Genomic DNA, 21169 nt, shown 5'->3' on the forward strand with positions numbered 1-21169 from the left:
ATATAAAAGGCCGCCCCGAAAGGCGGCCTGTTCATTTGGTTTGATCGTGGCCTAGACGAAGAACTGTGCGCCGTTGGCGGAGATCGTCGAACCGTTGACAAATCCCGCGTCGTCGGAGGCGAGGAAGGCCACGCAGCGTGCGATCTCTTCGGGCTCTCCCAGGCGTCCCGCGGGGATCTGGCCAATAATGGATTCGCGGACTTTTTCCGGCACGGCCATGACCATTTCGGTCGCAATGTAGCCGGGGCAAATTGCGTTGGCGGTGATGCCTGCGCGTGCGCCCTCTTGGGCCAGTGATTTCACGATGCCAAGATCGCCCGCTTTGGTCGCGGCGTAGTTGACTTGCGCAAACTGGCCTTTTTGACCGTTGATCGACGAGATCACGATCACGCGGCCGAATTTGCGCTCGCGCATGCCGGGCCAAACGGGGTGAACGGTGTTGAACACGCCTGTGAGGTTGGTGTCGATGACCTCCTGCCACTGTTGCGGTGTCATTTTGTGAAAGGGCGCATCGCGGGTGATGCCGGCGTTGGCGACAACGATGTCGATGGGGCCGAGGTCGGCCTCGACCTGTTCGATGCCCGCCTTGGACGCGTCATAATCGGCGACATTCCATTTATAGGTCTTGATGCCTGTCTCGTCGGTAAATGCGGCGGCGGCCTCGTCGTTGCCGGCGTAGGATGCGGCGACGGTGTAGCCTTTGTCTTTCAGTTCCTTGGCGATTGCCGCGCCAATGCCGCGCGACCCGCCCGTAACAAGTGCAACTCTAGACATGGTGACTCCTCCCTATCATATTTCTCTCAGTAATGTTGTTATCCAAACACATTTAACTTAGCAACAAAATTACTTAGCCGGTGCAGAAAAATATTGCGCTGCAGCATGTGAGTTTGTTGATTCCGTTCGGACTATGTGAATTGGACCTTCAATCATCTCCGTCTATGACAAGGTGTAAGCCGCGATTAAGCAAGAGTTATTTTAGAAAACCGGTGCTTTAGGCAGGTGAACAAAAAAGGGGCGCCTCTTGGCGCCCCTTTGTTTCGTGATGTGGTGGCGATCAGTCGCGCTCAACGCACAGCGCGACGCCCATTCCGCCGCCGATGCACAATGTGGCGAGCCCTTTTTTGGCGTCGCGGCGGATCATTTCGAACAACAGGGTGTTGAGGATCCGTGCGCCGGAGGCCCCGATCGGGTGGCCGATGGCGATTGCACCGCCGTTGACGTTGACCACGGCGGGATCCCAATCCATGTCCTTGTTTACGGCACAGGCCTGTGCGGCAAAGGCTTCGTTGGCCTCCACGAGGTCAAGGTCTGAGGCTTTCCAGCCTGCTTTCGCGAGTGCCTTTTTCGAGGCATGGATCGGGCCGACACCCATGATGGACGGGTCGAGGCCGGCGGTGGCGTAGGACGCGATGCGGGCCATCGGTTGAATGCCGCGTTTGGCCGCGTTCTCGGCGGACATCAGCAACACACCTGCGGCGCCATCGTTCAGGCCCGATGCGTTGCCCGCTGTAACGGACCCCTCACGGTCGAAGGCAGGGCGCAACTTTTGCAAGCTCTCAAGGGTGGCGCCGTGACGGATGTATTCATCCTTTTCGACAACGGTTTCGCCGCGGCGGGTTTTGACGGTGAACGGAATAACCTCGTCGTCAAATTTACCCGCGAGTTGCGCCGCTTCGGCTTTGTTTTGTGAAGCCAGAGCAAAGGCGTCCTGCATCTCGCGGTTGATTTCCCACTGTTTGGCCACGTTTTCGGCGGTGGTCCCCATGTGGTAGCCGTTGAACGCATCCCACAGGCCATCTTTGATCATGCAGTCGATCATTTGCATGTCGCCCATTTTCTGACCCGCGCGCAGGTAGGCAACGTGGGGGGACAGCGACATGTTTTCCTGACCGCCGGCACAGACAATGTCGGCGTCGCCGAGCATGATGTGCTGTGCGCCGAGCGCGACAGTGCGCAGGCCGGAGCCACAGACCTGATTGATGCCCCACGCGGCGGACTCAATGGGAAGTCCGGCGTTGATGTGGGCTTGGCGTGCTGGGTTTTGTCCCTGACCTGCAGTCAGGACCTGACCGAGGATGGTTTCGCTCACTTCGCCCTTTTCGATGCCGGCGCGGGCGACAAGCGCCTCAAGCACGGCGGCGCCGAGGTCATGTGCAGGGGTGTTGGCGAAGGCTCCCGAAAAACTTCCGACGGCGGTTCGTGCTGCAGATGCGATAACGACATTGGTCATGGTAGCATTCTCTCCCAAATGATGTTTGGGGAGATTGCCCAATGGGCGTGGTATTTGCAACAATGTTGCGCCTCCCCTCGGTATAAAGGTGTATGCTGCGCGTGCAGCGTAATCAACCTTTGCGAGGGGGCGCGGTCCATTTGTTAGCGCAAAATCACGAAATGCGACAGTCGAGCGCGGTTAAACAGCGATTTTGTGGGCCGCTTGGCGTCGCCACGGCGGATCAATCGTTGCGGCGCCAAAGTAGTGACCCTGCATACAGTCGATCCCTGCGCCGACGAGATAGGCGGCGTCCTCCTGTGTTTCGACAAATTCGGCGACCGTGAACATGTTGAAATGCTGTGCCACGGAAATCAGCGAGGCGGTGAGGACCTGATTGTCAGGGCTCTGGGCGATGCCGCGAATGAACGAGGAATCGATTTTGATCATGTCAAAATAGAAATCGCGCAGATAGCGGAAGGACGTGTATCCCGCTCCGAAATCATCCAGAGCAAACGATATGCCGCGATCTTGTTGTTGTTGCATAAAGACGGTCACCAGATCGGGCATGATGATCGCGGAGCTTTCGGTGATCTCGAGGATCAGACGTTCCCCAACGGTCTGGTCGCGTTCCAGACCACGTTTGAGTGTTTCCATCCACCTCGGGTAGCCGATGGAGCGCGCCGACATGTTGATGGAAAGGCGCAGTTCGGGGTTTTCGGCCAGGGTTTCAAGGCCGTATTCAAGGGCGAGACTGTCGAGAATACGCCCCATTTCCGATGTTTCCGCCGTATGTATGAACTCCCGCGCGGGGATGACGCGACCATTGTCGTCAAGGACGCGGATCAGCCCCTCCCAAAAGGCGGGTTTGTCGGGGCGTGCGGATTGTACAATCGGTTGATATGCGAGCAGCACCTGTTTTTTGCGGATGGCATCGCGCACCATTTGAAGCGTGTTTCTATCACGTTCGGCCACGGCGGCCGCCAGTGGGGATTCCATATCGTTCTGCATGTAAGAATCGATCATCTGACTTGGCCCTTTCTGACGTGACCCTTATCGGGAAGCTGGTTTGCGTCGCTGTGTTGATATTCACATTGCAGCCAAGAGAGATAACAGCGGGTAAAATGCCGGATTTGTCGTTGGTTTGTGTAAAACTTTTAAACCTCTGACATCATGCCGGAATTTTGATTTTGGTGCGGAAAGCAGAGAAGTTTACGTAAATCCAATACGAAATATGGTCCTGCGGGAGACTTTAACCGAATCGAAATCTCGTGGTGGTTTTATGCGTGACGATAACCAGAAGGTGCGCAATGAACATACAGACCACATCCCCCGAGTTCACGAACAAGAGCGAGGACGTGCCGTTCGAAATTGATGAGCTGTTCTTTTCCCGGACGGATGAGCGCGGCGTGATTGAATCCGGAAACGCGGTGTTCCGGCGCGTTTCATGTTACGACTGGGATAATTTGGTGGGCGCACCCCACAAAATCATTCGCCATTCCGACATGCCCAAAGGTGTCTTTTTCATTCTCTGGGAGCGCATTAAAAAGGGTTTGCCAACAGGGGCCTACGTTAAAAACCGCGCACAGGACGGACGTTACTATTGGGTGTATGCCATCGTGTCCCCCATTGACGGCGGCTATGTGTCGGTGCGTCTCAAGCCGTCATCGCCGGTTTTTGAAACGGTCATTGCCGAATATGCCGAAGCGTTGCGATCGGAGCGCGAAGACGGGTTGACGCCGGAACAGAGTGCGGCGCGTATTCGCGACCGCCTGCGCGGTCTGGGGTTTCCCACGTATGCGGCGTTTAGTTCCTATGCAATTGCCCATGAAACGGCGGCGCGGGATCATGCGCTCGGGCGCGGCGAAGACGGCCGGACGCAAAGTCTGAAACTGTTGCTGCCGGAGCTAAAGAGTATCGATGAGGACCAGAAAAAGCTGTTCGTTGCGTTCGAGGCCATTCGCGGTATCCCGTCGAATATGCGTATCGTTGCATCCCGACTGGAGCCCGCAGGCGGTCCGATTTCGGCCATTTCGCAAAACTACCGGTTAATGTCCAATGAGGTGACGGATCATTTGGGGGCATTTTTGGCAGATGGCGGCAAGCGCAATCTCTCGGAATCCATTCTGGCGCGGGTCTACCATGCCATGTTCATTGTGGCGGCATCCCGTGTGCAGCGTGAGGTCAGAACTGTCGCGCAAGCGGCGCTTGTCTCGGGGGAGGAACGCCCCGGATTCGAGTTGGAAACAGAAATTCTCACGACGGTATTGGAAGATTACACCCGTAAATCGGCGGAGACACTGGCAACGGTTTACCATGATATCGCCCGTCTGATGCAATCCTCCAAAGACCTTAAACAACTGGTGACGGGTCTCGATTCCATTCGTGTGTTGTGTCGCGTGGAGGCGGGGCGTCTGGGATCCAATTCGGCGGCGTTAACCCCTGTTATCGATCAACTGGACCGGTTCCATATCGAAATCGACAATACGCTCGAACAAATTCTGGAGCATGCCGACGAGGTGAAGGATCTGGTTGAAAAAGCAATGCCGCGCACCGTTAATCGCACATTGTTGCCGAAACACGGTGGTTCGGCGTCGCGGGGCCGGGGGTTCCGGTTCGCTTGATGTTTGCGCGTGGCGCGGCCCCTACTCTTTGTCGGCGGGGGCCGTGGCAACCGGCATGTTTGCGAGCAGCGCCGATATAATGTTCCGCGCGGATTGTGAGTGCCAATCGGCATCTCCGGTCAACCGTGCCAGTTCACGCCCCTGCGCATCCAGAATTAACGTCACCGGAAGGCCCAGAACCCCCATGTCACGGGCCAGCTGGCTTTTCGCATCGAGGGCGTAGTCGATCGTCGTGATGCCGGCCTCGTCGAAAAACCGCTCGATCGCTGGGAGGGGATTATGCCCCGTAGCGATGGGGATCACTGTCAAACCGGCCTCGGAAAATTCGGCGGCGAGGGCGTCGAGCGCAGGCATTTCCTTGCGGCACGGCGCACACCATGTGGCCCAAAAGTTCACAACACTTATTCCGTCCGAGATTTCGGACAGCGACAATTCAGTGCCGTCTTGCAATGTAAACGGCACCCGGGATGTGTCTTTTGCGGCGCTATGCACCACAAGTTTCTTCATGCTGCCGTCGCGCAGAGCCTCGATGTCGCTCGCACCGGACGCCTGCGCAGCAATTGCAGATAGGCTCAGGGCCGTATAAAGGGTGGCAGCAAGCAAAGTTTTCAACATGTGGGGCAGGTCCATGAGTGACAAAAAATCCAATGCGATGTGGGGCGGACGGTTTGCGGACGGACCCGACGCCATCATGGAAGCGATCAATGCGTCTATCGACTATGATAAACGTCTCGCGTCTCAGGACATCGCGGGGTCGCGCGCACATGCCGCCATGCTCGCCGAACAAGGCATCATTGACGCTAACGATGCACAGGCCATTCGGGAAGGCCTTCTCACGGTTTTGTCAGAAATCGAGGCCGGAAAATTCGAATTTTCGGCGGCGCTCGAAGATATCCACATGAATGTCGAGGCGCGGCTCAAAGAGATCATCGGCGAGGCAGCAGGGCGTTTGCACACCGCACGCTCGCGCAATGATCAGGTGGCGACAGATTTCAAACTGTGGACGCGTGACCAAATGGATGCCGCGATTTCGGGAATAGACGCGCTTATCCGCGCCCTGATCGCGCAGGCCGAGGCAGGCGCGGATTGGGTGATGCCCGGCTTTACCCACCTGCAAACGGCGCAGCCCGTCACATGGGGTCACCATATGATGGCTTATGTCGAGATGCTTGGCCGCGACATGTCACGGTTCAAGGACGCCCGCGCCCGGATGAATGAAAATCCGCTCGGCTCGGCGGCCCTTGCGGGGACGGGGTTTCCGATTGATCGCCACATGACGGCCGAGGCGCTCGGGTTCGACCGCCCGACCGCCAACTCCCTCGATGCCGTGGCCGACCGCGATTTTGCACTCGAATTTTTGTCCTGTGCGTCGATCACCGCCATGCACATGAGCCGCTTTGCCGAAGAGTTGGTAATCTGGTCCTCGGCCCAGTTCCGCTTTGTGACGCTGTCGGACCGTTTTTCCACCGGTTCGTCCATCATGCCGCAAAAGAAAAACCCCGACGCCGCCGAATTGATCCGCGCCAAAATCGGCCGTATCTTTGGGGCCAATGTCGCGTTGATGATGGTGATGAAGGGTCTGCCGCTCGCCTATTCCAAGGACATGCAGGAAGACAAGGAACAAGTGTTCGACGCCGCCGACAATCTCATGTTGGCCTTGGCCGCGATGACGGGGATGGTGTCCGACATGAGCGCCAACATCGACAACCTGCGGGCTGCGGCGGCCAGCGGGTTCTCCACCGCAACCGATTTGGCCGACTGGCTCGTGCGTGAGGCGGGGATGCCGTTTCGCGACGCGCACCACGTCACAGGCGCATTGGTGGCGATGGCCGAGAAAAAGGGTTGTGACCTGCCCGACCTGTCTTTGGCCGATATGAAATCCGTTCACGATGCGATTACCGGGGACGTGTTCAACGTCTTAACGGTTGAAAACTCGGTCGCCTCGCGCACAAGCTACGGTGGCACGGCCCCGCAACAGGTGCGCGTGCAAATCGCGCGTTGGAAAGAGGTGCTTCAATGATCCGTATCGCAACTGTTTTGGCTTTGCTTGCCACACTCGCGGCCTGTGGGGCCGATGGTGCGCCGTCCAGGCCTATCGTGTCGGGCAAGCAAACTGTCGGTGTGAATTCGAACACCGGTGCGTATTCCGAAACGAAAATCGGGATCACCTTTCCCATCAATTGACCCGCACCCTGCGGGGACCTGATTTCAAGGGCCGCCATTCATGGACCACTTTCTCTACCGCGACGGCACGTTGCACGCCGAAGATGTGCCTGTAAACGACATTGTTGCCGCTGTTGGCACGCCGTTTTATGTCTATTCCACCGCGACATTGACGCGCCACTTTACGCTGTTCGACGAGGCGCTTGGCGGCATGGATCACCTGATCTGTTTCGCGATGAAATCCAATTCGAACCTCGCCGTGCTCAAGCTTATGGGCGAGCTTGGCGCAGGCATCGACGTGGTGTCGATGGGGGAATACCTCAAGGCGAAAGCGGCGGGGGTTCCCGGTGAGCGGATCGTGTTTTCGGGTGTGGGAAAAACCCGCGAGGAGATGCGCGTGGCGCTTGAAGGCGGGATCCGACAGTTCAACGTCGAGAGCGAGCCGGAGTTGGACGCGCTCAACGAGGTCGCGATGGCGTTGGGCGTCAAGGCCCCGATTGCGCTGCGTGTGAACCCCGATGTCGACGCCAAAACCCACGCGAAAATCGCCACGGGCAAAAGCGAAAACAAGTTCGGTATCCCGATTGCCACCTGTCGCGATGTCTATGCGCGGGCGGGGAAAATGGACGGCATCGACGTGGTCGGGATCGATGTGCATATCGGGTCGCAATTGACACAGCTCGAGCCGTTCGAACTGGCCTTTACCAAGGTCGCCGAGTTGACCGAAGCGCTGCGCAGTGATGGTCATAACATCCGCCGTCTCGACCTTGGTGGCGGACTGGGCATTCCCTATGAACGCTCTAATGACGCGCCGCCGCTGCCCGTCGAATATGGCAATGTCATTCGCAAGACGGTGGGGCATCTGGGCTGTGAGATCGAGATTGAACCTGGCCGTTTGATTTCGGGCAATGCGGGGATTCTTGTCTCCTCGGTGATCTATCTCAAGCATGGCGAGGGGCGTGATTTTCTCATTGTCGACGCGGCAATGAATGATCTTGTCCGCCCGTCGATGTATGACGCGCACCACGATATTATTCCCGTGATCGAACCCGTGGCCGCGACGGAACAAGCGCCCGTGGATATCGTCGGCCCCGTTTGTGAGACGGGTGATACCTTTGCCAAGGGGCGCAATATGCCGCCGCTTGGCGAGGGGGATCTGGTGGCGTTCCGGTCTGCCGGGGCCTATGGCGCGGTGATGGCGTCGGAATATAATTCGCGCCCGCTTATTCCCGAAGTTTTGGTGCATGGCGATCAATTCGCTGTCATTCGGCCCCGTCCGACCTATGACGAGATGATAAACCGCGATACCATTCCCGAGTGGCTTTGATCCCGCGCCCTCGTCGGGGTGCGGCACAGGCCCGAACGGATGAGTGAATGGATTACAAAACGCACCTGCCCAAAGGACCCGCCGCGCGGGTGAGACGCGCCATTCGCGCGACCTATGCGGGCGTGCTGTTCGAACAGGTCGCAGGAGCGTTCTGGCCGTTGTTTTCCGTGCTCGCAGCCCTTGCGGGTTTGGTGCTTCTGGGCGTGCATGAGGCGGTGCCAACGGTGTTGCGCCTGCCCGCCTTTGGTGTCGCTGTCGTGCTGTTTGTGGTCCCCTGCGGGTACGGGGTGTGGCGGTTTTCGTGGCCCGCCAAGGGCGAGGCGCTTTCGCGCGTCGATGCCACCCTGAAAGGCCGCCCGCTTCAGGCCTTGAGCGACACGCCGTTATCGGGGGCGACCGATCCCGCATCCCGTGCTATTTGGACCGCGCATATGGCGCGCATGGCCACCCGTGCCTCCGCCGCGCGTGCTGTTGGCCCCAACCCTACATTGCCGCGCCATGACCCGTTCGGGCTGCGCCTTATGGCGCTGACGGTTCTGGGAATGGGGCTTGTGTTCGGGTCCGTCGATCAGGCCAAAACCGTGGCCATCCGCGGGGGCGAGACGGGCATTGCGATGGGGCCCGTGTGGGAGGGATGGGTCAAGCCGCCTGCCTTTACCGGCAAGCCGACGTTGTACCTTGCGGATTTGGGCGCGGGGTTTGAGGCCCCCAAGGGGTCCGAAGTTACTGTGCGCCTGTATGGGGACGGGCAGGGCGATGTTTTGAGCCTGCGTGAAACAGTGTCGGGTGTGGGCGAAAGCGAGGCCACAGATTTCAGCGTGGTGCAGTCTGGCGATATCGAGATTGACGGCCCGACAGGACGACTTTGGTCTGTCGCACTTGTGCCCGATGCCCGGCCCGAGGCCGAATTGGTGGATGCGATGACCCGCGCGGCCAGTGGTGAGACGCGGCAAGGTTTCCGCCTGCGCGATGATTTCGGGGTGGCCAAGGCCGTGATGGTGTTCGAGCGCGACATTGCCGCCGTGACGCGACGCTACGGGTTTGTTGTCGACCCTGAGCCGCGCGCCGATCTGGCCGTTGAGGTGACGCTGCCTCAGACAGGGAACCGCACCGAGATCGAGGGTGTGTTTGCCGAGAATTTTTCCGAGCATCCGTTCGCGGGACTGCCGGTGATGATCTCCTTGCGGGCCTATGACCAAACAGGGCAGGTGAGTGAGGATGCCATCGGCGAGGGTGTCTTGCCCGGTCGGCGCTTTTTCGATCCCTTGGCGGCGGCGCTGATTGATGTGCGGCGCGAGTTGTTGTGGAACCGCGTGAATGCCGCCCGCAATGCGCAGGTGTTGCGGGCTGTGTCGTTCCAGTCCGGCGAGTTGATTGATGATGCCGCCGTGACGCAGCAGTTGCGCGATGTGATTGCCAAACTGGAGGGCCGCGGTGATCCGGTGTCTGACGCTTTGGTCGATGAGGTTGCCGCACAGTTGTGGGAGATTGCAAACCTGTTGGAAGATGGCCAGTTGAGCGAGGCCTTGGAGCGGTTGCGTCAGGCGCAAGAGCGCTTGCAGCAGGCGATGCGCGATGGGGCGTCGGACGAGGAAATCGCCCGCCTGATGCAGGAGTTGCGCGAGGCGACACAGGATTACATCCAACAACTGGCCGAACAGCAGGGCGAGCAAGAGAGTGAGCAACCCGAGGGCGAGAGCCAACAGATGTCGGCCGATCAGTTACAGCAATTGATGGATCGTATTCAGGAGTTGATGGAGCAGGGCCGCATGGCGGAAGCGCAACAGATGATGGATATGCTCAACCAGTTGTTAGAGAACATGCGTGTGACGCAAGATCCCGACGGGCAGGGCGGCGAGGGCAATCCGTCGATGCAAGGCATGCAGGATATGCTGCGCGAGCAGCAGGAACTGAATGACGATACCTTCTCCGATTTGCAGGACCAGCAGGGCCGAAATACGCAAGGCGAGAGCGATGATGGCCAAGACGGCGAAGGTGAGGATCTGGGCGCGGGTCAAGAGCAGGATCAGGCTCGGGACGGGCAGGGTGCGGATGGCCCCCCCGATATGGAGGCGCTGTCGGATCGGCAACGGGCGCTGCGGCGCGAATTGGAGCGTCAGCTTGGCAATGTGCCGAGTGGCGAGAATGCCGAAGGGATCGGTGAGGCGCTTGAGGGGGCGGGCCGCGCGATGGATGATGCCGAACAGGCGCTGCGCGACAATGATCTGGCGGGTGCCCTCGACAGTCAGGCCGAAGCTTTGGAAGCGCTGCGTGAGGGTATGCGCCAACTGGGCGATCAGCTTGCCCGGAATAGCCAACAGGATCAGGAGGGGCAGCAGGGTCAGGCGGGCGGTGCCGATGGTGTCGAGGAACGCCGCGATCCGTTGGGGCGCTCCCCCGGCAATACGGGGCGGTTTGGCTCGGACGAGGAAATGGCCAATGGCGAAGATGTCTATCGCCGCGCCGAAGAACTGCTTGACGAAATCCGCCGCCGTTCAGCCGAACAGTCCCGCCCTGAGGCCGAGCGCGATTATCTCAACCGGTTGTTGGACCGGTTTTAACCCTTAGCTGTTGAGTTGGCTCAAAAGCGCGTTCAAGCGTGAGCTCAACGCGGACATGCCGCCATCAAGCCATGCGCGGAATACGTTGGCGGCATTGACGTATGTTTCCATCAGTGGCGCGAGTGCGGGAACCGCATTGGCAATGGCCGGTGCGAAAATGTACAGCACGACCAAGAGCGATGCGACGATGATGAACAGGGCAAAGACCGTCCGCGATGTGCCACGCCGAACGCGGGTGAGGCGCGTTTGTGCGTCCGGAACCGTGCCATCGGCGTCGCGTTCCGATGAGGCACTCAGGGTCGAGTTGATTTCTTCGATATCGGGAAGAAGGTCGCGCCGCTTTGCGTGCACTCCCAAGGAACCCGCTGCCAATGCCGGATCGGCGGGATCAAGGCCGCGCAGGCGTGCCATCTTTTCACGCATGGCCTGATCTGTGGCAATTTCGGCCTCTTCGAGGCCAAGATCGGTTTGGACTTCAAAGGGTTCGGTTGATGCCGGCGGGGCGCTGAATTCTTGCTCCTCGCGCAGCATTTCCCGTATCGAATCGTCGATGGACGGACGGGCGCGCGCCTCCATCGCGGGCGCGAGGGCCTCTTCGTCTTCGCCTTCGTCCTTTTCTTCGTCGTCGTCAGAATCGCTGTCGTCGTAGCTGTATTCGGGTTCATGGGCGGGAGTGTCCGCCGCCTCACTGTGCGCATCGTCTACGTGCGGTTCGCCCCATGCGGTGTCGTCATCGTCACCGCTGTCGTCTTGCGCCTCATCGAAATCGGGCGCGACTTCGTTGGGTTCCACATCGTGGAACTGGTCTTCGTCCGTTTCGAAGTCGGGCTTTGGGGGATGCTCGGGGAGTGGCGCCTGGCCAAGGTCGCCCGCGCCATCGGGCGCAATTTCGTACCCCATCTCGTCTGCGAGATCGGCATCAAGATGCTCAGGAGTTTGGAACCACGTGTTACCGCAGTTCGAACATTGAACATCACGCCCGTTCTCGGGAATGACCTTTTCGTCGACCTCGTATTGAGCGTCGCAGTTCGGGCACACTAGCCGCATTACTGACCCCATCCACAGTTCTACCGTGGTATATCTTGCGTATTTTCCCAAAATGTTAACCGCTGAAGCAGGATTGTCCATGTTTTTGCGACAGTTGCATTGAAACACCGTTCACTGTGAGGCAAAACTGTCGCGAATGAGAGACAGGGGTTCCCAAGTGATCGAGTTTCATGACGCGGCATACGGATATGGTGGGCAAGAGTTGCTCACTCAAATAAACCTGTCACTTGCGCCGGGGTCGTTTCACTTTTTGACGGGGCCGTCAGGAGCAGGAAAAACCACATTTCTCAAGCTATGCTACCACGAATTGCAGGCGACTGCGGGACGTGTGTCGTTGTTGGGAATGGACAGTCGTGCTCTCGATCGCAATGACGTGGCCTTGCTGCGCCGGAAAATCGGGGTCGTTCATCAGGATTGTCAATTTCTCGATCACCTCAGCCTGTGGGAAAATATTTCGTTGCCATTGACAGTTGCGGGGCGTCCGGTCGTCGAGACCGATCTGGCGGATCTCATGGCGTGGGTCGGGTTGAGCGATCATGCCAATGCGCTGCCGCCCGAATTGTCAGGGGGCGAACGCCAACGGGCCGCACTTGCCCGCGCGATCATCATGTCGCCGGACGTTATTATTGCCGATGAGCCAACGGGCAATGTCGATTGGGAGATGTCACTGCGGTTGTTGAAGCTGTTGGTGGAACTCAATCGCATGGGGAAAACCGTGGTTATTGCGACCCATGACATGCATTTGATTCGTCAGGCGAAATCACAGGTTAACGCGCGTGTTTTGCGAATCGCGGATCGACGCATCCATCAAGCGGGAGCGGACCTATGAAAAGCATTCTCCTGCCGTTTCTTAAGTTCGAGGATAGCAAGCATGACCGTGTGGTGCCGCCCTCTGGTTTCACCGCGCAACTGTCGCTGTTGACCTCGGGCGCCATGGCCTTTCTGGCGGTGTTTGCGATGGCGTTATCATTTGCCACCGGACGGTTGGCCGATCAATGGGGAAGCGAGTTGGCGCGGGCGTCGACCGTGCGCATTTCCGCCCCCGAAGATCAGGTCGAGGCGCAAACGCAAGCGGCGCTCAATGTGCTTTTGACCACACCCGGTATTGCCTCGGCGCAGGCGTTGACGGCGGAGGATGAGCGGGCCTTGTTGGAGCCGTGGTTCGGGCCGTCGTTACCCGTGGAGTCCCTGCCTCTGCCTGTGATAATCGAGGTCAGGGAAACCGCCGAAGGGTATGACGCCGAAGGGTTGCGATTGCGCCTTGTCGGGGAGGCGCCGGGAGCTGTGCTGGATGATCATAGCCGTTGGCGTTCGCCACTGGTCAAGGCTGCGAGTCGTTTGCGGATGCTCGGGGTCTTGTCCTTGGTGCTGATTGCGGCGGTGACGGCCGGCATGATCACCTTGGCCGCCAATGCGGCGTTGGCCGCCAATGGTCAGGTGATCCGTGTGCTGCGTCTGGTTGGCTCAACCGACCACTATATTGCGCGTGCCTTTGTCCGGCGATTTACAGTGCGCGGATTTACAGGTGCTGTGATTGGTACGTTTTTCGGCATGGTTGCGATTGCGCTTTTGCCCGACGCGCAGGTCGAGGGTGGATTTCTGACAGGGCTTGGATTTCGCGGGGCGCAATGGCTTTGGCCGTGTATCATCCCGCTTCTTGCCGCAATTGTCGCCTATGTCGCGACCCGTGTAGCAGCCACGCAAGCGCTGCGGAGATTGATGTGATGTTCTACCCGATCCAGTGGCTTCTCTCGCTCATTTTCGTCATCCAGATGTATGTAATGTTGGTTGTTCTGGCGATTTTTTACACGCCACTCACCATGATCAACCGTGAATATGCGTTTTCCGCGATCCATGCCTATTGCAACTGGGTGCGGTTTTCGGCGCGGATCATCGTCGGGCTGCGGTCCGAGATCCGTGGCGAGGTGCCGACCGACGAGGTGATCGTCGCGTCAAAGCACCAGAGCTTTTTCGACATCATCATGATCACATCGGCGCTTCCGCGGCCGAAATTTATCATGAAAAAACAAATCACCATGACCCCCATCGTGGGCTATTACGCCAAGCGCATCGGGTGTGTGGCGGTGGACCGTGGCAAACGTGGTGCTGCGATCAAACGGATGGTTGCGGATGTAAAATCGGGTGCGACCCAAGCGGGTCAGTTGATCATTTTCCCACAGGGGACCCGTGTCGGTGCGGGAGAGCAAAAGCCGTATAAGGTTGGAACGGGCGTGTTGTACGAGCAAACCGGTCAGGCCTGTGTCCCTGCGGCGACCAATGTCGGCGTATTTTGGAAACGTCACGGGATTTACCGCGGGCGCGGCTTGGCCGTTGTCGAATTTTTGCCGCGTATTGAACAGGGGCTCGCGATTCCGGCGTTTATGGCGCAACTCGAAGAGACGGTCGAGGTGTCATCCGATGCGCTGATGGCCGAGGCGGGGTTTGTGCCGCGCAAGGGTTGACGGCACGCGATCCTTGATACGAGAAGGGCGCCCGTTTTTACGTGGCGCCCTTTGTGTGTCGTGTGTCCGGTTTCGCGATCGGGCGCGTGATTACGCCGCCAGCCCCTTGGAGCCGATATCGAGGAATTTCTTCCGACGATCCGCGATGAGGGCCTTGGGCGCCATTTTCGACAGCGGTGTCAGCATGGATTGGATGGCCTTTCCGACGGCGGTAATGGCGGCTTGCGGGTCGCGCTGTGCGCCGCCCATCGGTTCGGGAATAATCTGGTCGATCACGCCGAGTTTGTAGAGATCTTGCGCGGTCAGGCGCAGCGCTTCGGCGGCTTCGCGCATTTTTTCGGCGTCTTTCCAGAGGATCGAGGCGCAGCCCTCGGGCGAGATGACCGAATAGACGGAATGGTCGAGCATCGCGACTTTGTTGGCCGAGGCAAAGGCAACCGCGCCGCCCGATCCGCCCTCGCCGATAATGATGGAAATCATCGGTACACCCAGTTGCAGACATTTCTCTGTGGCGCGGGCGATGGCCTCGGACTGGCCACGCTCCTCGGCGCCTTTTCCGGGGTAGGCGCCGGGGGTGTCGACAAGGGCAATGACCGGCAGGCCGAATTTGTCGGCCAGTTCCATCAGGCGGATGGCCTTGCGGTAGCCTTCGGGGCGGGCCATGCCGAAATTGCGCTCGATACGGGATTTGGTGTCGTTGCCCTTTTCCTGGCCGATCACAACGACGGGTTGGTCGTTAAAGCGGGCAAGCCCGCCCATCACGGCGTGGTCGTCGGCAAAATTGCGGTCACCCGCGAGCGGCGTGTATTCGGTGAACAGGGCGTCGATGTAGTTTTTGCAATGGGGGCGGTCGGGGTGGCGGGCCACCTGACATTTGCGCCATGGTGTCAGGTTCTTGTACAGGTCGACCAACATATCGGCCGCCTTTTTGTCTAGTGCAGCGGCTTCTTTCTCGACATCCATCTCCTCATTGGCACGGGCCAGAGCGCGTAGCTCCTCCGCTTTGCCTTCAATTTCCGCGAGGGGTTTTTCAAACTCGAGATATTGCGTCATTTCAGAACTCCGGACAGATAGTTACATCCGTATATGGCGGCACGGCGGGGCAAATGCAATCCGTGAGCGTGCGAGCGGATCCGTGATGGCAAACAAACGCCGCGGGGGGCCTCCCGCGGCGTTCTCTTCGACAAGCGGGCTCCTCCACCCGTTCGGAAGCTCGGGTTAGCTGCTTGCGAGCAGTTCGGACTGGCTGACGATCACTTCGGCCTGTTTGATCGAGGCAATGTCGACCAGGCGGCCTTTGTAGACGGTTGCACCCTCGCCGTTGGCCTTGGCGGTTTCCATCGCTGCGAGGATTTCGCGGGCCTCGGCCACGGCCGCCTCGGAGGGCGTGAATACTTCGTTGGCCAGTGCGATTTGTTTGGGGTGGATGGCCCATTTCCCGACCATGCCAAGCGTGGCGGAGCGGCGGGCTTGGGCGCGGTAGCCCTCGTCGTCGGAGAAATCCCCGAACGGGCCGTCGACGGGCAGGATGCCGTGGGTGCGACAGGCCGCGACGATGGCGGTTTGCGCCCAGTGCCACGGATCGGAATAGTGGCGCGTCTCGCCGTGCAGCATGTAGTAATTTTCCTGTGTGCCGCCGATGCCCGTGGTCTGCATCCCCATCGAGGCGGCAAAATCGGCGGCCCCGAGGCTCATGGCCTGCATCCGCGGGGAGCTTGCCGCGATGGCTTCGACATGGGCGAGGCCCGCCGCACTTTCAATAATGACCTCGAAGGCCACCTTTTTCGTGCGACCCTTCGCGCGTTCAATTGCGGTGACGAGCGCGTCGACGGCATAGACGTCCTCGGCGCAGCCCACTTTGGGGATCATGATCTGGTCAAGGCGCTCGCCCGCCTGTTCCAACAGGTCCACCACATCGCGGTACCAATAGGGTGTGTCGAGCGAGTTGATCCGCACAGCGAGCGTTTTGGATCCCCAGTCGATCGTGTTGATTGCCTCAATAATATTGGCGCGGGCCGCCTCTTTGTCGGATGGGGCCACGGAGTCCTCAAGGTCGAGGTTGATCACATCCGCGTTTGACGCCGCCATTTTCGGGAACAGTTTTGTATTCGAGCCCGGGCCAAACAGTTGGCAGCGGTTCGGACGGGCGGGCGGCGTGGGTTGGAGGCGGAAGGACATGTGGTGGACCCCTTTGGCAATGATATGTCTCAATTGTTGCCTTGTTTGGTATTATCTTGCGCTCCCGTGTGCAAGAAATTTCTGCACTGCGGCGATGCCGGTGTTGAAATTGGTCGACGGGACTCTTTTCCCATGTTGGCATTCCTTGGGTGTATATCCCGATATTGTAATTTTTTATGGGATTTTATCCCGAAAGACGCCTTTTGTGCGATGCAAACGCAAGCACATTCCATCAAAAGCGCTGCATATTGGGTGAAACACATTGGTCACAGTTGCTGACCTTATTGCCACCGGAGAACTGCCATGATTGAGACCCCATACCTGTTGTTCCTCGGGGACGCCCCCGACCAACTCGCCGCCAAAGTTGCACAAGGCATCAAGGACTGGCGTCCCGAATATGCGCTTGGCCAGTTCCGCATGGAGGGCTGTAAAGCCGACATGGGGGTTCCCGACATGACGCTTGTCGAGGCGAAAGCCGCAGGCGTGAAAACACTGGTGATCGGCGTGGCCAACCGTGGCGGCGTTATCAGCCCCTCGTGGAAAAAGGTGCTGATCGCGGCGCTCGAAGAGGGCTTTGACATTGCATCGGGCCTCCACAATCTGCTGCGTGACGAAGAGGATCTGGCCGCGGTGGCCAAGGCCTGTGGTCGCCAGTTGCACGATGTGCGCGTCCCGTCCGTAAAATACCCTATTGCGACAGGCGTGAAGCGTACGGGTAAACGTTGCCTCGCGGTTGGGACCGATTGTTCGGTCGGTAAAATGTACACCGCTTTGGCGATGGACAAGGTGATGAAAGAGCGCGGTGAAAAGTCGACGTTCTGCGCCACGGGCCAGACCGGGATTCTGGTGACGGGCAAGGGTGTGCCGCTTGATGCCGTCATTGCCGATTTCATGGCGGGCGCTGTGGAATGGCTGACGCCCGATAATGATCCCGACCACTGGGACATGATCGAGGGACAAGGCAGCCTGTTTCACGTGTCTTATTCGGGCGTGACGCTTGCGCTTGTCCATGGCGGTCAACCCGACGCGCTTATCCTATGTCACGAGCCGACCCGCGCCCATATGCGCGGTCTGCCCGACTACGACTTGCCGACCCTTCAGCAGTTGCGAGATACCGCTCTTCCCCTTGCGCGTGTCGCAAATCCAGCCTGCGAAGTGGTCGGCATTTCGGTCAACACCCAACACCTGTCCGAGGTGGAGGCCGCCGCCTATCTGGCCAAGGTCGAGATGGAGATGGGCCTGCCGGCGGTTGATCCGTTCCGTCAGGGCGCCGAGCGCCTTGTCGATGCGCTATTGGGACTGCACACTACTCTCGCAGCGCAATAACGGGGACGGCTATGACCATTACAGTAACAGCACAGGCGTTCCGCCTGGCGGAGGCCTTTGTGATCTCGCGCGGGGCGCGCACCGAGGCACATGTGCTCACCGTGCGGATCGAACGTGGCGGCGTTGTGGGGCAGGGCGAATGCGTTCCCTATGCCCGTTACGGCGAAAGCATGGACAGTGTGATGGCTCAAATCAACGCACTGCCGTCGGGCATCACCCGTCAGGCGTTACAAGAGGTGCTGCCCGCAGGGGCGGCGCGCAATGCCGTGGACTGTGCGCTGTGGGATCTGGAGGCCAAGGCGGCGGGCAAGCGGGTCTGGCACTTGCTCGACCTGCCCGCGCCTGTGCCGTTGATCACCGCCTACACGCTCTCGCTTGGGGAGCCCGAGGCCATGGAACGGGCCGCGGCGAAGCATGCGCATCGCCCGTTGCTCAAGATCAAGCTTGGCACCGCCGAGGACATGGCCCGTCTTGAGGCTGTGCGCCGTGGTGCGCCTAAATCGCGGATCATCGTGGATGCGAACGAGGGGTGGAGCGCCGATGTCTACGCCGACCTCGCCCCGCATATGGTGCGTCTCGGGGTCGATCTGGTGGAGCAACCGATGCCCGCGGGTGAGGATGACATGTTGGCGGAGATTGCGCGGCCCTTGCCCGTGTGTGCCGATGAGTCGTGCCATGATCGCGCAAGCTTGCCCGCGCTCAAGGGTAAATACGACATGGTCAATATCAAGCTCGATAAAACGGGCGGCCTCACCGAGGCTCTTGCGCTGCGCACTGCGGCGCTTGCCGAGGGCTATGGTTTGATGGTCGGCTGTATGGTTGGCTCGTCCTTGGCAATGGCGCCCGCCGTGCTTTTGGCGCAGGGGGCAAAGGTCGTGGACCTTGACGGCCCGCTGCTTTTGGCGGAAGACCGTGCGGACCCCTTGGCCTATGATGCGGGTGGCGTTCACCCGCCTGCCGTAGCACTTTGGGGCTAACGCGCATTTAGATTTAGGAGAGCGACATGACCCGCACCGTTTATGTCAACGGCGACTACCTGCCCGAGACCGAGGCCAAAGTTTCCATTTTTGACCGTGGCTTCCTGATGGCGGACGCGGTGTATGAGGTCACGTCGGTGATCGGCGGCAAGATTATCGATTTCGAAGGTCACTCCGTGCGTCTGCAACGCTCGATGAGCGAGTTGGAAATGGTCTCTCCCGTGACGATGGACGAATTGCTCGCCATCCACCGTGAATTGATCATCAAGAACGATCTCGATGAGGGTGGTATTTATTTGCAGATCACGCGCGGCGCCCCCGGGGATCGTGATTTCGCATGGCCCGACCCCGAAGAGGTGCCATGTGGCATTGTGCTGTTCACCTTTGCAAAGCCGCTTGTGGACAGCAAAGTGATGGATGAGGGCATCAAAGTGATCTCGATCGCAGACGAGCGTTGGGGCCGTCGCGACATCAAGACCACACAGTTGCTCTACCCCTCATTCGCCAAGATGCAGGCCAAGAAAAAGGGCTGTGCGGATGCGTGGCTTGTCGAGGACGGCCTGGTCACCGAAGGCACCGCGAACAACGCCTATATCGTCAAGGACGGCACCATCATCACGCGCCAACTTGGTACGGACATTTTGCACGGGATCACCCGCGCGGCGATCTTGCGGTTCGCGCGTGAGGCACAGATGCAGGTCGAAGAGCGCCCCTTTACCATCGAAGAGGCCCAAGGCGCGGATGAGGCATTCGTCACCTCCGCCACCGGATTTGCCCAACCTGTGATCGAGATCGATGGTGCGACGATCGGTACGGGTGTGCCGGGGACAATTTCCAAACGCCTGCGCGAAATTTACACCGAAGAAATGATCAAAGCGGCGATCTGATTTCGACACGTCCATTGGGCGCCAAACCCGAAAGGCCCGCCAGTCCGGCGGGCCTTTTTCTATTCCGGTGGGGCGTGTCCAGATGGGGCCACGGGCCACTTGCCGCTTTTGTACGCCGTTAGGCCGGAGCGGAGGATGCGTAGGAAAACGAACCGGTGATATTAGGAATGTCGGCGGCTGTTAGCCCGTTGAGTTGGACAATTTCGATGCCGTCATAGGTTCCGATTAGGCCATCAGCGTTTTCGGTAAAGATCACGGTATCGCCTGTTTGGACGTCACCGACCCATTCCAGAACCAACACGTCCTCGGCCACATCGAAATCTGTGATGGTCACGATATCCGCTGCGTCTTGTGTGGAGCGGATCACGTTAAAAAGATCCTCGCCCGCCCCGCCTGTTGCTGTGTCGCCGTTGTCGATTGCAATCGTGTCATTGCCGTCGCCGCCCTCGACCGTGTCCGGGGTCGGGACATAATCCGTAACGCCTAAAAAGTCCCTGTCGACGGCGAAAATAAAGTCATTGCCCGCGTCACCGTAAAGCGCGTTGCTGCCCGAGCCATCAATCAGAACGTCATTGCCGCCCCCGCCGTAAATCGTATCGTTTCCGCCGTCATCGGCTTCGCTGGGGGGGGCGGTTGGATCGTCGGTCGGTGTGGTCATGTCGTCGCCATCCCCGAGGTAAATCGTATCATTGCCGTACCCGCCCGTCACAAGGTCGTCGCCGATGCCGCCGTAAAGGGTATCTTCGCCCGCGTTGCCAAACAGGGTGTCATCTCCTGCGGAGCCACGAATGATGTCATCGTTCTGGCCGCCGTCGATGGTATCTTTGCCGTTGCCGCCGTCAATTGTGTCATTGCCGGAGTCACCAAAAAGTGTGTCGGCACCTGCGCCGCCGGTCAGGATGTCGTGGCCAATGCCGCCGTCGATGGTATCGTTGCCATCCCCGCCGTCGATCGTGTCCTCACCATCCTCGCCACGCAGGATATCGTCGCCCGCGCCGCCGGTGATGATGTCGCGTCCGCCAAAGCCCGCAATGAGGTCGTCGCCTGCATCGCCGTTTAACGTGTCGTCGTTTGCTCCGCCGAAAATGCGGTCATCGCCGTCGCCGCCATTGATGGTGTCATTACCGCCAAGTCCATACAAAATGTCGTCGCCGCCATTGCCGTTGATCGTGTCGGCGGGGCCATAACCACGTACGTACTCTGCGTCATCGCTCCCCTCAAAGGGTAGGCCGTTGGAGATGAAAATGTCCTCTGTACCCTCTTCGACGGGGGTGTCGGTCTCGTCACCGCTGTCGTCAGCGTCGTCGTCCCCCGAAAAGGAATCCACCAGAAAACCAAGGCCAATCGCCCAGGGAAGTAGCGTCAAAACCGTAAGCATCGTTCACCCCGAAGTTTAAAATAAAAATCG

The 21169-nt window shown here is 59.2% G+C and carries 19 protein-coding genes; 11 read left to right on the plus strand and 8 right to left on the minus strand.

Annotated elements, in window-relative coordinates; all coding sequences use genetic code 11:
- Positions 1–51: 51 nt before the first annotated feature.
- From phbB to ACN0Q0_RS13360, 3 genes are all read right to left on the minus strand, one after another.
- The gene (phbB, locus tag ACN0Q0_RS13350; RefSeq protein ID WP_417243900.1) at positions 52–774 is read right to left on the minus strand and encodes an acetoacetyl-CoA reductase; all 723 of its coding nucleotides are present in this window, start codon (positions 772–774) and stop codon (positions 52–54) included.
- A gap of 280 nt (positions 775–1054) precedes the next feature.
- Complete coding sequence (locus ACN0Q0_RS13355) at positions 1055–2230, minus strand: acetyl-CoA C-acetyltransferase (RefSeq protein WP_417243901.1); 1176 nt, start codon at positions 2228–2230, stop codon at positions 1055–1057.
- Between the two features lie 180 nt (positions 2231–2410).
- The gene (locus ACN0Q0_RS13360) at positions 2411–3235 is read right to left on the minus strand and encodes an EAL domain-containing protein (RefSeq protein WP_417243902.1); all 825 of its coding nucleotides are present in this window, start codon (positions 3233–3235) and stop codon (positions 2411–2413) included.
- A 284-nt stretch (positions 3236–3519) separates the two neighbouring features.
- On the opposite strand from ACN0Q0_RS13360, the gene ACN0Q0_RS13365 reads away from it, so the two are divergent.
- Positions 3520–4833, plus strand: coding sequence for a hypothetical protein (locus ACN0Q0_RS13365; protein ID WP_417243903.1), 1314 nt, complete (start codon positions 3520–3522; stop codon positions 4831–4833).
- Positions 4834–4854: 21 nt separating this feature from the next.
- On the opposite strand, the gene ACN0Q0_RS13370 is transcribed toward ACN0Q0_RS13365, so the two are convergent.
- A complete protein-coding gene (locus ACN0Q0_RS13370; protein WP_417243904.1) occupies positions 4855–5448 on the minus strand; it encodes a TlpA disulfide reductase family protein in 594 nt (197 codons plus the stop codon).
- A 13-nt stretch (positions 5449–5461) separates the two neighbouring features.
- Between ACN0Q0_RS13370 and argH the strand changes: the two genes are divergently transcribed.
- Genes argH through ACN0Q0_RS13390 form a run of 4 tightly spaced genes read left to right on the plus strand, consistent with a single transcriptional unit; the run spans position 5462 to position 10884 of the window.
- On the plus strand, positions 5462–6853 hold the full coding sequence (argH, locus tag ACN0Q0_RS13375; protein WP_417243905.1) for an argininosuccinate lyase: 1392 nt from the start codon (positions 5462–5464) through the stop codon (positions 6851–6853).
- On the plus strand, positions 6850–7017 hold the full coding sequence (locus ACN0Q0_RS13380; RefSeq protein WP_417243906.1) for a hypothetical protein: 168 nt from the start codon (positions 6850–6852) through the stop codon (positions 7015–7017). Before argH ends, ACN0Q0_RS13380 begins: the two co-directional genes overlap by 4 nt.
- Positions 7018–7057: 40 nt before the next feature.
- The gene (gene lysA / locus ACN0Q0_RS13385; RefSeq protein WP_417243907.1) at positions 7058–8323 is read left to right on the plus strand and encodes a diaminopimelate decarboxylase; all 1266 of its coding nucleotides are present in this window, start codon (positions 7058–7060) and stop codon (positions 8321–8323) included.
- A 47-nt stretch (positions 8324–8370) separates the two neighbouring features.
- Complete coding sequence (locus tag ACN0Q0_RS13390; protein ID WP_417243908.1) at positions 8371–10884, plus strand: DUF4175 domain-containing protein; 2514 nt, start codon at positions 8371–8373, stop codon at positions 10882–10884.
- 3 nt (positions 10885–10887) lie between these two features.
- Here ACN0Q0_RS13390 and ACN0Q0_RS13395 read toward each other — a convergent pair whose 3' ends face one another.
- Positions 10888–11931: a zinc-ribbon domain-containing protein gene (locus tag ACN0Q0_RS13395; protein ID WP_417243909.1), complete on the minus strand. Its 1044-nt coding sequence runs from the start codon at positions 11929–11931 to the stop codon at positions 10888–10890.
- A gap of 157 nt (positions 11932–12088) precedes the next feature.
- On the opposite strand from ACN0Q0_RS13395, the gene ACN0Q0_RS13400 reads away from it, so the two are divergent.
- Genes ACN0Q0_RS13400 through ACN0Q0_RS13410 form a run of 3 tightly spaced genes read left to right on the plus strand, consistent with a single transcriptional unit; the run spans position 12089 to position 14393 of the window.
- Positions 12089–12760 carry a cell division ATP-binding protein FtsE gene (locus tag ACN0Q0_RS13400; protein WP_417243910.1) on the plus strand — a complete coding sequence of 224 codons (672 nt, stop codon included), beginning with the start codon at positions 12089–12091 and terminating at the stop codon, positions 12758–12760.
- Complete coding sequence (locus ACN0Q0_RS13405; RefSeq protein ID WP_417243911.1) at positions 12757–13656, plus strand: cell division protein FtsX; 900 nt, start codon at positions 12757–12759, stop codon at positions 13654–13656. The genes ACN0Q0_RS13400 and ACN0Q0_RS13405 overlap by 4 nt, the downstream gene beginning before the upstream one ends.
- A complete protein-coding gene (locus ACN0Q0_RS13410; protein ID WP_417244014.1) occupies positions 13656–14393 on the plus strand; it encodes a lysophospholipid acyltransferase family protein in 738 nt (245 codons plus the stop codon). Before ACN0Q0_RS13405 ends, ACN0Q0_RS13410 begins: the two co-directional genes overlap by 1 nt.
- 90 nt (positions 14394–14483) lie before the next feature.
- On the opposite strand, the gene ACN0Q0_RS13415 is transcribed toward ACN0Q0_RS13410, so the two are convergent.
- Both ACN0Q0_RS13415 and ACN0Q0_RS13420 read right to left on the minus strand, forming a co-directional pair.
- Positions 14484–15446 (minus strand): acetyl-CoA carboxylase carboxyltransferase subunit alpha, encoded by a 963-nt coding sequence (locus tag ACN0Q0_RS13415; protein WP_417243912.1) that lies wholly within the window; start codon positions 15444–15446, stop codon positions 14484–14486.
- A gap of 165 nt (positions 15447–15611) precedes the next feature.
- Positions 15612–16571: an L-malyl-CoA/beta-methylmalyl-CoA lyase gene (locus ACN0Q0_RS13420; RefSeq protein ID WP_417243913.1), complete on the minus strand. Its 960-nt coding sequence runs from the start codon at positions 16569–16571 to the stop codon at positions 15612–15614.
- A gap of 303 nt (positions 16572–16874) precedes the next feature.
- On the opposite strand from ACN0Q0_RS13420, the gene dgcN reads away from it, so the two are divergent.
- Genes dgcN through ACN0Q0_RS13435 form a run of 3 tightly spaced genes read left to right on the plus strand, consistent with a single transcriptional unit; the run spans position 16875 to position 19761 of the window.
- Entirely contained in the window at positions 16875–17897 is a 1023-nt protein-coding gene (dgcN, locus tag ACN0Q0_RS13425; protein ID WP_417243914.1) for an N-acetyltransferase DgcN, read from the plus strand.
- Between the two features lie 11 nt (positions 17898–17908).
- Entirely contained in the window at positions 17909–18874 is a 966-nt protein-coding gene (gene dgcA / locus ACN0Q0_RS13430; RefSeq protein ID WP_417243915.1) for an N-acetyl-D-Glu racemase DgcA, read from the plus strand.
- A gap of 26 nt (positions 18875–18900) precedes the next feature.
- A complete protein-coding gene (locus ACN0Q0_RS13435; protein WP_417243916.1) occupies positions 18901–19761 on the plus strand; it encodes a D-amino-acid transaminase in 861 nt (286 codons plus the stop codon).
- A 118-nt stretch (positions 19762–19879) separates the two neighbouring features.
- Here ACN0Q0_RS13435 and ACN0Q0_RS13440 read toward each other — a convergent pair whose 3' ends face one another.
- On the minus strand, positions 19880–21127 hold the full coding sequence (locus ACN0Q0_RS13440) for a calcium-binding protein (RefSeq protein ID WP_417243917.1): 1248 nt from the start codon (positions 21125–21127) through the stop codon (positions 19880–19882).
- Positions 21128–21169: the final 42 nt, after the last annotated feature.

Origin of the sequence: Celeribacter sp. (assembly GCF_048259695.1) — a bacterium.
Classification (GTDB): domain Bacteria; phylum Pseudomonadota; class Alphaproteobacteria; order Rhodobacterales; family Rhodobacteraceae; genus Celeribacter.

Bases quoted from the DNA above. Each gene is read 5' to 3' on its own strand.
- ACN0Q0_RS13405 (WP_417243911.1), top strand. From the start codon at position 12,757: ATGAAAAGCATTCTCCTGCCGTTTCTTAAGTTCGAGGATAGCAAGCAT.
- ACN0Q0_RS13390 (WP_417243908.1), top strand. From the start codon at position 8,371: ATGGATTACAAAACGCACCTGCCCAAAGGACCCGCCGCGCGGGTGAGA.
- ACN0Q0_RS13370 (WP_417243904.1), bottom strand. From the start codon at position 5,448: ATGTTGAAAACTTTGCTTGCTGCCACCCTTTATACGGCCCTGAGCCTA.
- dgcN (WP_417243914.1), top strand. From the start codon at position 16,875: ATGATTGAGACCCCATACCTGTTGTTCCTCGGGGACGCCCCCGACCAA.
- phbB (WP_417243900.1), bottom strand. From the start codon at position 774: ATGTCTAGAGTTGCACTTGTTACGGGCGGGTCGCGCGGCATTGGCGCG.
- ACN0Q0_RS13415 (WP_417243912.1), bottom strand. From the start codon at position 15,446: ATGACGCAATATCTCGAGTTTGAAAAACCCCTCGCGGAAATTGAAGGC.
- ACN0Q0_RS13365 (WP_417243903.1), top strand. From the start codon at position 3,520: ATGAACATACAGACCACATCCCCCGAGTTCACGAACAAGAGCGAGGAC.
- ACN0Q0_RS13355 (WP_417243901.1), bottom strand. From the start codon at position 2,230: ATGACCAATGTCGTTATCGCATCTGCAGCACGAACCGCCGTCGGAAGT.
- argH (WP_417243905.1), top strand. From the start codon at position 5,462: ATGAGTGACAAAAAATCCAATGCGATGTGGGGCGGACGGTTTGCGGAC.
- ACN0Q0_RS13360 (WP_417243902.1), bottom strand. From the start codon at position 3,235: ATGATCGATTCTTACATGCAGAACGATATGGAATCCCCACTGGCGGCC.
- dgcA (WP_417243915.1), top strand. From the start codon at position 17,909: ATGACCATTACAGTAACAGCACAGGCGTTCCGCCTGGCGGAGGCCTTT.
- ACN0Q0_RS13410 (WP_417244014.1), top strand. From the start codon at position 13,656: ATGTTCTACCCGATCCAGTGGCTTCTCTCGCTCATTTTCGTCATCCAG.
- lysA (WP_417243907.1), top strand. From the start codon at position 7,058: ATGGACCACTTTCTCTACCGCGACGGCACGTTGCACGCCGAAGATGTG.
- ACN0Q0_RS13380 (WP_417243906.1), top strand. From the start codon at position 6,850: ATGATCCGTATCGCAACTGTTTTGGCTTTGCTTGCCACACTCGCGGCC.
- ACN0Q0_RS13420 (WP_417243913.1), bottom strand. From the start codon at position 16,571: ATGTCCTTCCGCCTCCAACCCACGCCGCCCGCCCGTCCGAACCGCTGC.
- ACN0Q0_RS13395 (WP_417243909.1), bottom strand. From the start codon at position 11,931: ATGCGGCTAGTGTGCCCGAACTGCGACGCTCAATACGAGGTCGACGAA.
- ACN0Q0_RS13435 (WP_417243916.1), top strand. From the start codon at position 18,901: ATGACCCGCACCGTTTATGTCAACGGCGACTACCTGCCCGAGACCGAG.